Raw genomic sequence first — 12,834 nt, 5'->3', positions numbered from 1 at the left:
GGCCGCACCGAGACCACCACACACCCCTGGTCTTCATCGAACTCGACCGCTTCTACGACCGTCTTTTCGACACCGAGAATCCGGCCCCATATCCTGTTGTTGCGCACGCCGTTTGTCCATATCTGTAGCGGACTTGCCCTTCACAAGCCAGAACGCTACGGGGACAACGGCGTGCGCCTCGCTACAGTCCCTCAACCACCCACAGATCAGTCAGTAGAGCCCTATGTCCGGAGTCCTGAACACAAAACAACGAATCCCCAGCCCAACTGGAGATTCGCTCATCTCTACCGCCGTAACTTCGGGCTCGGTGGGCGGGTGTGTCCACGTCGAGTGCGGGTCGGGGTCGGAGGTTGAGTTTGTCTTGAATGTCTTCGAGGTCGGCTTCAGACCCGACCCGGGCGGCCAGTTCGGGGTGGATCCGCCGCCATTGGGCCATTTCGCTGCCGCGGTCCCAGGTGATGCTGCGCCGCAGATGCTCGGTAGTTCAACCATGGCTTCGATCATCGCGGTGGCAACGGTGGCTGCGGCGCGATCGCCGGACAGGTGCAGCAGCACGGTGAAACGGGTGCTGCGTTCGACCGGGGTGCCGATCGCGCTGTTGTGGGGTCCGATGATCAGATCGAGTTCGCCCTGACAACCGACGATCGGATCGCATCGAGTTGCTGACGGACTAATTGCGAAGGGAAGGGTTTATTGGTGACTGCAACTATCGGTGCGTGGAACGCATAATGGCTCGGCATTGCGACTTCATTGCCTGTTCAGAAATTGGTGTGGACAAATGTGGCGCCGCCCGTCGGCCATACGGATAACATGCTGCAGGCAGTGCCACGTTTTGCGGAACGAACCGCAGGATGACGAAACCCGATTCGCTGCGTTCTGTGCTGCAAATTAATGCACGGAACTCGAGCTGCGATATTCGCACTTACATTTCCCATAGCCGCAATATTTCCTGATCAAGGTGCGACGATTCGCACATGGATCGGCCGGACACACTCATCGAGCTTCATCGCGAAAGAGTTCAGGTTCAGGCGGCTGCCATTTACAACGGCGGCCACTACGAGCAGCCGGTCATCATCACCGACCCGGTCAGGGTGAATGGCACCGCAACGCTCAACTTAACGCTGAGCCGGGTATGGTTCCTATTCGATTCTCACGCCCGGTTGTGGCAGGAAGAGCTCGGTGGACTATCGCGGGATCCGCTACGTCACTTCGCATTCGACCTCTCCCTGAGTGATTCGAAGATCGTAATCCAGTCGATCGCCGGCATTCCGTTGGTTCCGTTGCCGCCCGGCACCGTCACGGTTCCCAACGGTCCACGAGGCGGCGAATCGAAGCAGATCGCGTACAACGAGATCCCGCTCTTCGGACGCCTCACCCTTCATGACCAACTCGAGCGGCGTCAGATCGGTCCTGGCACGGACACGATCTCGCTCGACTTCCACCGCCAGGACGCGCCGGTGCTCGTCGCGGATCCGCCTGTCGACGAATTCGTCTCGCATTTGTTTGGGCGCAACGCTGAACACCGGGCAAGCGGTGCGACCGCTTTCCCGGATCAAGACCCGCGACTGACATGGGACATGGACTACGCCGAGGTGTTTTGGACAACACATTCGTTGGCAGGTGAACTCCTCGTCGCCCAGGCCAGGTTGAAGTGTCCGACGGTATCCGACGCAGAAGCGCGTATCGCGGTGCTCGATTCCATTGCGGCCAAGATCGCCGACGCGGTCGGCGGCATCACGGCAACCTTGGGAGCCGGCGGAGTCGTCGACCTCCTACCCACGCCGATGGCTGTCGATCCAGCGTCGGATGACGACAGCACCACGAAGGAGATCGACGCGGTGGTGCAACGCTTCCAGGCCGCCGGAGCCACCGGGGAGTCAATGGTCGTGCAGGTGCGCAGAGTACGCGACCTGCCGATTGGCGAGGAACTGCCTCGATCGGTGCTAGCCGAGAATCCCGTCGAACAGACGGTATTGGCAACATCCGGCTTCGGCATCCTGCGCGGTGTGCGCGAAACGATCATGCACAGTTTTTGCCTCGCCGAGAGCGACTTCACGGATGCACCCTGCAAGCTGGACGGGTCCAAGAGCGTGAACATCGGCGGGGAGAACCGCAACCTCGACGCCTTCGAGGGGCACATCGAGCCGGCGACCGACACCGAGCCGGGTCGTCTGATCGTCGAGGGCGCGGTCAGCGATTCGACGACGTTGTATGACTTCGACGCCACCTTCACCATCACCTACGAGTTCGACCTCGATGACATTCCGCGCGAGGTCGCTTCCGGCGAGATCGGAACCTCGACGGGGGAGACCAAGGCCCAACTAGACGCGAGCGTTCGGGAGGCCGGCGAGGCGAGATGCCGAGGCGACATCAGCGCGACGGAGTACGAGGCAGAGGTCAAACGCGTCAGCGAGCTGGTGAAGGAACTGCCGCGAACCGTTGGCGTCCGGCCGACGCTGCGCCCCGCGGAGCCGGACGTCCACCCCGACTTCAGTCTGACGGCGGCCGGCTACGCCCTGGCGGCTCTGGGCGTCATTCTCCTCGTCATAGCCGTGTCACTGCCGGTGACGGCTCCCGCTGCGGCCGCGGGCGGAATAGCTGCGCTGTCCGCCGAGGCAGTAATCGGGCTGCTGATTCTGGCCATCGTCGAGTACGTGGTCATCTTGATCACCATCGACTGGGTTGGCACTGGAATCGTCAGCAGCGAAGTGGAGGACGCCCTTGGCGACCGACCAGGAGGCACCCTGCTGCCGACGGTCGGCGTGCCGATCGAGGCGACGTTGACAACCCATCTTGCCGTCTTCTTCCGGCAACTGCCGCCACGACTCGGCATCAGCTGCGTCAAGAAGGACACCGTCGAGGACATCGACGAGATCATCCAACTCGTCGGGGGCCGGTGGCCGACCGACGGCAAGCCCTGGCGCATCTCCGACAACGACGGTGCGCTGTTGATCGACGAGGGCAAGTTGGAACTGTTCATCGACGCAGGCGCCGGCGTCGAACAACCCATTCACGTCTCGACGAGTTCCCGGGGGCGACGCTTCCTGCGCACGAATCCGAACGAGGGACCCGTCGACAATCTCGGCAAGCTGTCGGACTGTTCGACGCCCTGAACCCCCAAAGCGGCTTCAGAGCTACCGCGAGCCCTACCGGCGAAGGCAGTCAGTGCGGCGGCCCGCGGGCTGATCACGTGCGGCAGTTGCGCGAATTGGGCTGGCGCACCATGCGAAGGCGCAGTCTCGACTGCAGGACGCGGTGGGACGGGCCGTCAGGTTTCCCACCCAATCTGATCACCGCAACCAAGCCCGCTCAGCCGGCAACCCTCTGAATCCGGGACCAGCGGTATCGGCTAGCCTGACCTTCACTCAACACGCGTCGAACAACAGGAGTGTGCCAATGGAGGGCTTCGCCGGGAAAGTCGCCGTCGTCACGGGAGCCGGATCCGGGATCGGGCAGGCACTGGCCGTCGAACTGGCACGCTCGGGTGCGAAGGTCGCCATCAGCGACGTCGACACCGAAGGACTCGCCGACACCGAGGCGCGCCTGAAGGCCATCGGCGCGCCGGTCAAGGCCGATCGACTGGACGTCACCGAGCGCGAGGCGTTCGAGCTCTACGCCGACGCGGTCAAGGCTCACTTCGGCAAGGTCAACCAGATCTACAACAACGCGGGCATCGCGTACACGGGTGACATCGAGGTCAGCTCCTACAAGGACATCGAACGTGTGATGGACGTCGACTTCTGGGGCGTCGTCAATGGCACCAAGGCGTTCCTCCCGCACCTCATCGAGTCCGGCGATGGCCACGTCGTCAACATCTCCAGCGTGTTCGGACTGTTCTCCGTCCCGGGCCAGGCCGCCTACAACGCGGCCAAGTTCGCGGTGCGCGGGTTCACCGAGGCCCTCCGGCAGGAGATGGCGGCGGCCAAGCGCCCGATCAAGGTCACGACGGTGCACCCTGGCGGCATCAAGACCGCGATCGCGCGCAACATGACCGCGGCGGAGGGCATCGACAAGACTGAGCTGGCCCAGACGTTCGACAAGAAGCTGGCCAACACGTCCCCCGAGAAGGCGGCGAAGATCATTCTCGAGGCCGTCCGCAAGAACAAGGCCCGCGTGCTCGTCGGACCCGACGCGAAGGCCCTCGATCTCATCGTCCGGATCACCGGATCGGGTTACCAGCGGCTGTTCTCGTCGGTCATCGCACGGGCGATGCCGGGAACGCGCTGAGTTTCAGCCCGCGCGAGCGTGCGTGGACTCCCGTTTTCCAACGGCGTGTCGCCCGCAGACACGCACGCTCGCGGCAAGGGGGGTGCGGCAAGTGGGGGTGCGGCAAGTGGGTTATTTGCCGAGCGGGTGAGCCGCCAGCCACTCGTCGGCCACGGCGCCGGGGTCGGTCCCCGAGGCCACCTTGCCGAGCATGTCGGCCAGTGACCCGGTGTCCAGTTCGCCCGCGATCTCGTTGAGCGCCAACATCTCACGCTCGTTCAACTCGTTGCGGCGGTACAGCGGCACGGCGTTCTCCGCACGGATGGCCGAGGTCCGATCACTGAGTACGACGACGTCGTCGGGCGTCTCGGGGACGGCGGTCGACGTCCACGCCGCATCCACCCGGCCCGACCGCAGTGCGCCCACCAGCGTCGCGGCGTCCGGGAATTCGACGGCCGCGGGAAGTCGGCACGTCGCGACGGCCGCCGGTGAGCGCTCGCCGACGACCTTGCCCACCGTCAGCCCGGGGCAGTGCTGCACCAGCGCCGCCACGTCGCGCCGGCCCCACTTCTGGGCCGTCGCCTCCGTCACGGCCAGCGCTGGCTTGTCCTCCGCGGACTGCGCGTAGTCACCCGCACCGATGCCCTCCGGCAACGCCGAGATCATCGACCGATAGACCTGCTCGGCCGCGCGAGCCGTCGCGTCGGGATCGAAGCGGACGAGCAGTCGCCCCGTGAACCCGGGCACCACCTCAACGTCGCCGATATCGAGGTCGGCCAGCGGATCGGGGCTCTGCTCGACGTGCGCAGGACTCCCGTAGGACCGCAGCGCCGCCGCGTACACGTGGGCCAGCAGCGTCGACTCGGCGTCCGGACCGGCGCCGACGGCGATGGACGGCGCCGGGGGCGCACCACCGCAGCCGGACATCAGCAGGACGGCAAGGAGCACCGCCAGCCGCCGGAGGGCCACTGCGCGGCTCAGAGCTTCGACGCCGCCGCCACCGCCGCAGCCACGGCCGGGGCCACCCGCGGGTCGAGCGCGCTCGGCACGATGTGGTCGATGGCCAGTTCGTCACCGACGACGGAGAAGATCGCCTCGGCGGCGGCTACCTTCATCGCCTCGGTGATACGGCGGGCACCCGCGTCGAGAGCGCCGCGGAACACCCCCGGAAACGCCAGCACGTTGTTGATCTGGTTGGGGAAGTCGCTGCGGCCGGTGGCCACGACGGCCGCGTACTTGCGCGCCGCGTCGGGGTGGATCTCGGGGTCGGGATTGGACAGCGCGAAGACGATGCCGCCCGGGGCCATCGTCGCGATGATCTCCTCGGGCACGACGCCCGCCGACAGTCCGAGGAACATGTCCGCGCCGTCGATCGCCTCGGCGGTGCCGCCCGTGCGGCCGCCCGGGTTGGTCTTCGCCGCCAGTTCGGCCTTGAACGGGTTGAGGTCGTCGCGGCCGGTGTGCACGATGCCCTTGCTGTCCAGCAGCGTGATGTCGCGAATGCCCGCGGCAACCAGGATGTTGGCGCAGGCGACGCCGGCGGCACCGGAGCCCGAGATGACGACCCGCAGCGTTTGCATGTCGCGATCGAGCACGGTGGTGGCGCCCCGCAGCGCAGCGAGCACGACGATCGCCGTACCGTGCTGGTCGTCGTGCATGACGGGGCAGTCCAGCGCCTCGATGACGCGGCGCTCGATCTCGAAGCAGCGCGGTGCCGAGATGTCCTCGAGGTTCACCGCGCCGAAGGTCGGGCGCAGCCGAATGATCGTCTCGACGATCTCGTCGGGATCGTTGGTGTCCAGCACGATCGGAATCGAGTCGAGGCCGCCGAAGGTCTTGAACAGGGCGCTCTTGCCCTCCATCACGGGAAGCGACGCCACGGGGCCGATGTCGCCGAGGCCGAGGACGGCGCTGCCGTCGCTGATGACCGCGACCAGACGGTTTGCCCAGGTGTACTTCGCCGCAAGGGTGTGGTCGGAGGCGATGGCCCGACTGACCTGCGCCACGCCCGGCGTGTAGGCGATCGACAGGGCGCGCTGGCTGTCCAGCGGCGACTTCAACGCGACCGAAAGCTTGCCCCCCTCGTGAGCGTCGAAGATTGCGGCGTCATCAATGACGACCTGGGGCGTGCGCACCGCTTCAGTCATCGCGCCAGGTTACTTCACGGAGAGGTCTCGCTTGGCCGGGTTCACCCTCGCGTGCCGAGCACTCCCAGGCTTTGGGCGTAGCATCTGCAACGGTCGTTTCGGGGCCAAAGGGGCTGCTCTGCCCGCTGAGGGGAGGTCGATGTGCCGTCATTCCGCGCCTTGCAGCCGTCGATGCTGCGGCCGGCGAACCGTCGCCTGCCCGGGCCGGATGCCCATTCGATCCACGTGCCCGTCGCCAGGGCGATGGTCGACTGCGGCGTCTACGCCGACGGCAAACGACTGCCTGGCAAGTACACCCACGCCGCCGCGCTGGCCAAGGTCCGCGAGCTCGAACTCGACGGCGTCTCGGCATTCGTCTGGATCGGCCTGCACGAACCCGACGAGCATCAGATGCAGGCCGTCGCCGACGTCTTCGGCCTGCACGAGTTGGCCGTCGAGGACGCGGTGCACGCTCATCAGCGACCGAAGCTGGAGCGCTACGACAACACCCTGTTCCTGGTGCTCAAGACGATCACCTACGTCGAGCACGAGTCGGTCGCCAAGCCCCGTGAAATCGTCGAGACCGGCGAGATCATGATCTTCGTCGGGCCGAACTTCGTGGTCACGGTTCGGCACGGCGATCATGGCGGGCTAGCCGGGGTGCGTCGCCGGATGGACAACGCGCCCGCCCACTGCGCGCTCGGCCCGTACGCCGTGATGCACGCGATCTCCGACCACGTCGTCGACTCCTACCTCGAGGTCACCGATCTCGTCGAGAACGACATCGACGCGATGGAGGAGAACGTGTTCTCCCCGAACAGCTCCACCGACATCGAGCACATTTACCTGCTCAAGCGGGAGGTCGTCGAGATGCGCCGGGCAGTCAGCCCGCTGACGTTGGCGCTGCAGCGGATCGGTTCAGACCACAACGACCTGATCTCAAAGGAGGTCCGGCGGTACATGCGTGACGTCCTGGACCACAACACGCAGGCTTCCGACCGGATCGCCAGCTACGACGAGGTGCTGAGCTCGCTGGTTCAGGCCGCGGTGGGCAAGGTGTCGATGCAGCAGAACATCGACATGCGCAAGATCTCGGCGTGGGTCGCCATCGCGGCGGTGCCGACGGCGCTGGCCGGCATCTACGGAATGAACTTCGACCACATGCCCGAACTGCATCAGGTGTGGGGTTACCCGGCGGTGCTGACGGTGATGGCGATGGTCTGTACGGCGCTGTACGTGACCTTCCGCCGCAACCATTGGTTGTAGTCACCGCGGCTGTTGCGACCGCCAAGCCCCGGGCGAACTGCCGTGACGGCGCCGAAACGCCCGACTGAAAGCCTCCTCGGATTCGTACCCCACGCGCCGAGAGACCGCAGCGACACTCAGATCGGTGGTGCGCAGCAAGTCGTCCGCGAGGTGCATTCGCCACTCGGCCAGGTACCTGATGGGCGAACGGCCGAGAACGTCGCGGAAGCGTTGGTCGAGAACTGATCTGGAAACCGTTGCGACGCCGGCGAGTTCGGCGACGGTCCACTTGCGTTCCGGCTCGGCGTGCAACGCCGCCATCGCCGGCGCCAGCACACGGTCGTGCAGCGCAGCGATCCAGCCATGTTCGGCCATCGGAGCCGTTGCGAGGTGAATGCGGAGCACTTCGGTGAGCAGTAGCTCGGGAAGTCGCGTCGACGCCGGCGGTGCAGGCAACGACTCCGTCGTGACGGCCAGCGCGTAGGTGATGCTCGAGGCGACCCAGCGCGCGGCGGGCCCCTCCGGCACGCGCACGACGAAGACCGGCGGAAACGCGCGCATGGCCGGGTCGAATAGCGGTTCGTCGCAATACATGTGGCCACAGACGATGTCGGTGCGACTGCCACCTGCACCGTGTTCGAGCACCGGCATGGAAAGCCAAGGCGGTCCGCTCATCAGGTTGAGTATCGGGACGACGGTGGCGTCCTCCTCCCCGCCCATCAGGTAGTCGCTTCCGTAGGGCAACACGATCACGTCGCCCGCATTCGCCCAGTGCCTTTCGCCGCCGGAAATCGAGATCCAGCATCGCCCCGCCGCGACGATGTGGAACAGGATCATGCTTCTCGCCCCGGGGCGCAGCGCCTGCGTGAGGTCCTTCAACGGCGACTCGAATGCCCAGTTCTCGGTGAACTCGGCGCGGAAGAAGATGGCGCCGTCCAGCCGAAGCTTCTCCAACGCGACGCGAAGTGGGCTAGGGGTCGGCGGTTCCAAGTCGGTCACGGAGCCGGGCCGACAGAACTCGGTGTTTCGGCAAGGAGCGGCGGTTGCCCGGTCATTGGCGGCGCCCCCTTCCTCCGTGAGGCTGATGGTGTCACACATCAAGTCCCCGTCAACGACGGAGCCAAGAGAAAGTCGCCAACTCACTGCCCGGGTGAACCGCATACGGACGCGAGCCGTATCACTCACCGGGTGGGTGAACTACCAAAACGAAAGGGCACGAACCCATGTCGAAGTATGTCATCGAGCGCACCATGCCAGGGGCGGGCAAACTGTCCGCAGACGAGCTCCGCGCGGCGTCGGCCATGTCGAACGAAGTCATCGCCGCGATGTCACCCCGGGTGACGTGGCAGCAGAGCTACGTGACCGACGACAAGATCTTCTGCGTCTACATCGCCGAGGACGTCGAGGCCGTCCGAGAACACGCGCGGCTAGCCGGCCTGCCCGCCGATGCGATACACGCGGTCGGTGCCGTCATCGATCCGTCCACCGGTCAAGCGTAGGCCGCTACCCACCGAAGACGTTGCGCGCGTTGCCCCGTCATCGGCTCTCGAGGACGTCGCGCCCTGATTCGCATTCCCCTTTCGAACACCACACGAGGAACACCATCATGTCCAGAAACGCCCGCATGTCCAGACGCTTGGCGATTGCCGCCGCGACGGGCGTCCTACTTTCGGGCCCCGTCGTCATCGGCTCGGTGCTGGTGCCCGCCACAGCAAGCGCCGCAGTGGATTCCGACGGTGACGGGCTCACCGACGAGTTCGAGCTGCGCGGCCTCACCGACCCGCAGAACCCCGACTCCGACCGCGACTTCCTCAACGACGGTGACGAGCTACATAAGTACTACACGGGTCCGACGAACCAGGCCCAACGCCAAGCCGTCGGCCCCCGCGCCGGCCCCCGCGCCGCCAGCAGAGAAGCCCAAGCCGGTCGACACCGACGGTGACGGACTGTCCGAGGACGACGAGAAGAACACCTACCGCACCGATCCCGACCGCAAGGACACCGATCACGACGGACGCGACGACGGCACCGAGGTCAAGAACGGGACCAACCCGCGCATTCCGATCATCTGAGCGAATCGTCCGCTTCGCACTCCATCAAGACGAAGGAACACCCATGTCGAACACATCCATGACGGCCACCGCTGCCGTCGCCGCGCTAGCCCTCGGCGTTGGCACCATCCTGGCAGCGTCGCCTGCCGAGGCGGAGCCTGCGTACCTGTCGATGTCGACCTCGATCCGCATGGCCGTGAGCGACTCGTCACGTTCTCCAGGCGGCAATTTCATGGAGCAGGTGATCTACGTCGACGGCCTGGTCTCGATGTCCCAGGCCGCCGCGCAGGACACGATCAACCACCACGACGACCTCTTCGCGCTGCGGTACTGGGGTGACGACACCAACGACGACGACCTGCTCCTCGGGCCCCTCACTCCCACCACCACCTTCGCCGCGCCCGACGGCCTGCACTTCGAACGCGCTACCGCGCTGACACATGCACAGCTGGACGAGGACAGCGGGACGTTGGAGAACATCGGCGACGCCGGCCACGACGAGATCTACGTCGGTGCACGCTTCCTCGACCGCAACGGCAGCACCATCTCGAAGGTGGAAAGCAACCGCATCAACGGCGACTTCTGACCGTCGACTCCCGCCGGTCAGGTTGGGCTGGCGGCCGGCCGCCGCGGATCGCGCACGTCGACGCCGTCTGTGCGCCAGGCTTCCCGCATTGCCTCGGCACCCTTGAGCCGCACCCAGGCCGCCTCGGTCGGGGTGATCGGCGTCGCCGACAACAGCGTGACCGGATCGTATGGCGCGGGAAGCACGACGTCGTCGATGTCGCTGGGCCCCAACAACATCGCAGTGAACGGCGCCGCCTCCCACAGTGGCGTCTCGAGATCGACGAGAGCGTCGGGCGCGAGCACCAGACCCTCGACCGCAGGCGCTGCCGCCACCACCGCGATCGACCGTGCCAGACCCGTCGGCGTCGGCCCCCGCAGCGGTACCACGACCTCCGCTCGCGGACCACTCACCGAGTCGACCACCATCGCGGTCGGATCGAGCATCGGATACCGCGAACATCCCAGCGACACATGGTGATGAGTGTCGTTCGCGTCGGGCCCGAAGCGCAGCACGTCGATCGACTCGGCACCGAGGAACGTCACGCTGGCGACGGACGGCTCACCGGTGGCGCCGATCCGGTCGAAGTACTCGCGCAGTCGTGCGCGGACCTCGCCCAGAACGTCCGTCACTCGGCGGGTGGGATCGACAGGTTGGCACCCGTGTCCGCGTCGAAGAGCGTCAGCTTGGAGGTGTCGAAGGCCAACTCGGCCGTCTGCCCCGCCAGCGCCTTCGACTCGGCCGGAACCCTTGCCACGAACTGGTTCTCACGCGCTCCGGACTCAACGGCCAACTCGGCGAGCTGAGCCGCCTGGGCGCCCTCGCCCTCGGTGTGAAAGTGAATGTACTTGTCCGAGCCGAGTGACTCGACCAGGTCCACCGACACGGGGAAGGTCAACGCCCGGATCCGGGCGTAGGTGTCGATCAGCGCCGCATCCTGGAGCCGCTCCGGCCGAACCCCGACGATCACGTTGGTGGGCTTGGGATGTCGGGCCAACATCTCGTGGACCTCGGTCATCAGCGTGATGTCGCCGAACGGCAGCCGCACGCCGACGTCGGTCAATGTGGCGGGAAAGAAGTTCATCGACGGCGATCCGATGAAGCCGGCGACGAACAGGTTGGCCGGACGGTGGTAGAGCTCGTCGGGCGTGCCGATCTGTTGCGCCACACCGGCCAGCATGACGACGACGCGGTCCCCGAGCGTCATGGCCTCGGTCTGATCGTGCGTGACGTAGACGGTCGTGGTGCCGAGACGGTTCTGCAGCCACGCGATCTCGGCCCTCATCTGTACGCGGAGTTTCGCGTCCAGGTTGGACAGGGGCTCATCCATCAGGAAGGCCTTGGGCTTGCGGACGATTGCCCTACCCATCGCGACGCGCTGGCGCTGGCCACCGGACAGTTGGGCCGGCCTGCGGTCCAAGAGCTCCGTCAGATCGAGGATCTTGGCCGTCTCGTCGACCTTCGTGGCGATGTCCGCCTTGCCCATCTTCGCCAAGGTGAGCGGGAAGGCGATGTTCTGCCGGACGGTCATGTGCGGATAGAGCGCGTACGACTGGAACACCATGGCGATGTCGCGGTCCTTGGCCGCCTTCTCGTTGACCCGGTCCCCGCCGATCCGCAATTCGCCCGAGCTGATGTCCTCGAGGCCAGCGATCATGTTCAGCGTGGTCGACTTACCGCAGCCCGACGGCCCGACGAGGATGACGAACTCACCGTCGGCGATGGTGATCGACAGATCCTTCACCGCCGCCGCGCCTCCTGCGTAACTCTTCGTTACGTGGTCCAACACGATTTCGGCCATGAACTACCCCTTCACCGCACCGGACGTCAGACCGGCAACGATCCGTCGTTGGAAGATTAGTACGAAGACGACGATCGGCACCGTGATCACCATCGCGCCCGCCGCGATCGATCCGGTCGGCTCTTCGAATTGCGAACTGCCCGTGAAGTTTGCGATGGCTACGGGCGCCGTGATGGCCCGCTGGGTCGCCGTCAGGGACAGCGCGAGCAGCAGGTCGTTCCACGCGAAGATGAACACCAGGATGGCCGCGGTGACGATGCCGGGCGCCGCCAGTGGAGCGATCACCTTGCGGAACGCCTGCCCCGGCGTCGCACCATCCATCTTGGCCGCCTTCTCCAAATCCCAGGGGATCTCCTTGAAGAACGCCGACATGGTGTAGATCGCCAGCGGCAGCGCGAACGTGATGTAGGGAATGATGAGGCCGGGCCAGGTGTCGAACAGGCCGATCCTGCGCTCGATGTTGAAAAGTGGCGTCACGAGCGAGATCTGGGGGAACATGGCGATCAGCAACGCGACGCCCACCAGCGTACGCTTGCCGGGGAATGCCAGCCTGGCGATCGCGTAGGCGGCCATCCCTCCGACGACGACGGCGATCACCGTGGTGATCAGGCCGATGCCGATCGAGTTGACCAACGCCGAGGTGAAGATGTTGCCCCGAAAGATCGCCTTGTAGTTGTCGAACGTCACCTGCGACGGAATCAGCTTGCCGTCCTTGACCGTTGACGTCGGCTTCAGAGACAGCGACAGAATCCACAGCACGGGGAACACGGCGTAGAGCACCACCAGCACGTTGACGACGGTCCAGCCCGTAGCGCGGCCAGGACTCACCCGCTCGCTCAT

Annotated in this window: 12 protein-coding genes and 1 pseudogene; 6 read left to right on the top strand and 7 right to left on the bottom strand. The window is 65.6% G+C overall.

Annotated features, from left to right (window positions below; translation table 11 throughout):
- Positions 1-181 precede the first annotated feature (181 nt).
- A pseudogene (locus VET27_RS20060) lies at positions 182-627 on the bottom strand (transposase); the annotation flags it as partial.
- A gap of 347 nt (positions 628-974) precedes the next feature.
- Between VET27_RS20060 and VET27_RS20055 the strand changes: the two are divergent.
- Positions 975-3,113, top strand: a complete 2,139-nt coding sequence (locus VET27_RS20055) for a DUF3892 domain-containing protein (RefSeq protein ID WP_526521294.1) — start codon at positions 975-977, stop codon at positions 3,111-3,113.
- Positions 3,114-3,396: 283 nt separating this feature from the next.
- Positions 3,397-4,227: an SDR family NAD(P)-dependent oxidoreductase gene (locus VET27_RS20050; RefSeq protein WP_526521292.1), complete on the top strand. Its 831-nt coding sequence runs from the start codon at positions 3,397-3,399 to the stop codon at positions 4,225-4,227.
- A gap of 111 nt (positions 4,228-4,338) precedes the next feature.
- Here VET27_RS20050 and VET27_RS20045 read toward each other — a convergent pair whose 3' ends face one another.
- Positions 4,339-5,175 (bottom strand): glycine betaine ABC transporter substrate-binding protein, encoded by an 837-nt coding sequence (locus tag VET27_RS20045; protein ID WP_526521290.1) that lies wholly within the window; start codon positions 5,173-5,175, stop codon positions 4,339-4,341.
- 8 nt (positions 5,176-5,183) lie between these two features.
- On the bottom strand, positions 5,184-6,353 hold the full coding sequence (locus tag VET27_RS20040; RefSeq protein WP_526521288.1) for an NAD(P)-dependent malic enzyme: 1,170 nt from the start codon (positions 6,351-6,353) through the stop codon (positions 5,184-5,186).
- 141 nt (positions 6,354-6,494) lie between these two features.
- On the opposite strand from VET27_RS20040, the gene corA reads away from it, so the two are divergent.
- Positions 6,495-7,598, top strand: coding sequence for a magnesium/cobalt transporter CorA (gene corA / locus VET27_RS20035; RefSeq protein WP_526521286.1), 1,104 nt, complete (start codon positions 6,495-6,497; stop codon positions 7,596-7,598).
- On the opposite strand, the gene VET27_RS20030 is transcribed toward corA, so the two are convergent.
- A complete protein-coding gene (locus VET27_RS20030; protein WP_526521284.1) occupies positions 7,599-8,576 on the bottom strand; it encodes an AraC family transcriptional regulator in 978 nt (325 codons plus the stop codon). It abuts the gene before it with no gap.
- Between the two features lie 224 nt (positions 8,577-8,800).
- Here VET27_RS20030 and VET27_RS20025 point away from each other — a divergent pair, with 224 nt between their 5' ends.
- The 3 genes from VET27_RS20025 (at position 8,801) to VET27_RS20015 (ending at position 10,214) form a co-directional block, all read left to right on the top strand.
- Entirely contained in the window at positions 8,801-9,076 is a 276-nt protein-coding gene (locus tag VET27_RS20025; RefSeq protein ID WP_526521282.1) for a nickel-binding protein, read from the top strand.
- A 107-nt stretch (positions 9,077-9,183) separates the two neighbouring features.
- Positions 9,184-9,519 carry a hypothetical protein gene (locus tag VET27_RS20020; RefSeq protein ID WP_526521280.1) on the top strand — a complete coding sequence of 112 codons (336 nt, stop codon included), beginning with the start codon at positions 9,184-9,186 and terminating at the stop codon, positions 9,517-9,519.
- A 173-nt stretch (positions 9,520-9,692) separates the two neighbouring features.
- Positions 9,693-10,214: a hypothetical protein gene (locus VET27_RS20015; RefSeq protein WP_526521278.1), complete on the top strand. Its 522-nt coding sequence runs from the start codon at positions 9,693-9,695 to the stop codon at positions 10,212-10,214.
- 17 nt (positions 10,215-10,231) lie between these two features.
- Here the strand turns inward: VET27_RS20015 and VET27_RS20010 are convergent, their stop codons facing one another.
- Genes VET27_RS20010 through VET27_RS20000 form a run of 3 tightly spaced genes read right to left on the bottom strand, consistent with a single transcriptional unit; the run spans position 10,232 to position 12,822 of the window.
- On the bottom strand, positions 10,232-10,825 hold the full coding sequence (locus VET27_RS20010) for a suppressor of fused domain protein (protein ID WP_526521276.1): 594 nt from the start codon (positions 10,823-10,825) through the stop codon (positions 10,232-10,234).
- On the bottom strand, positions 10,822-11,994 hold the full coding sequence (locus VET27_RS20005; protein WP_526521274.1) for an ABC transporter ATP-binding protein: 1,173 nt from the start codon (positions 11,992-11,994) through the stop codon (positions 10,822-10,824). Before VET27_RS20005 ends, VET27_RS20010 begins: the two co-directional genes overlap by 4 nt.
- Before the next feature lie 3 nt (positions 11,995-11,997).
- Positions 11,998-12,822 (bottom strand): carbohydrate ABC transporter permease, encoded by an 825-nt coding sequence (locus VET27_RS20000; protein ID WP_526521296.1) that lies wholly within the window; start codon positions 12,820-12,822, stop codon positions 11,998-12,000.
- Between the last annotated feature and the right edge of the window lie 12 nt (positions 12,823-12,834).

The sequence above is a fragment of the Mycobacterium sp. genome (assembly GCF_035633495.1).
In the GTDB taxonomy this organism is placed as follows: Bacteria; Actinomycetota; Actinomycetes; order Mycobacteriales; family Mycobacteriaceae; genus Mycobacterium.
Note: the sequence above shows the minus strand (reverse complement) of the source record. Positions and strands in the feature narration are given on the sequence as shown.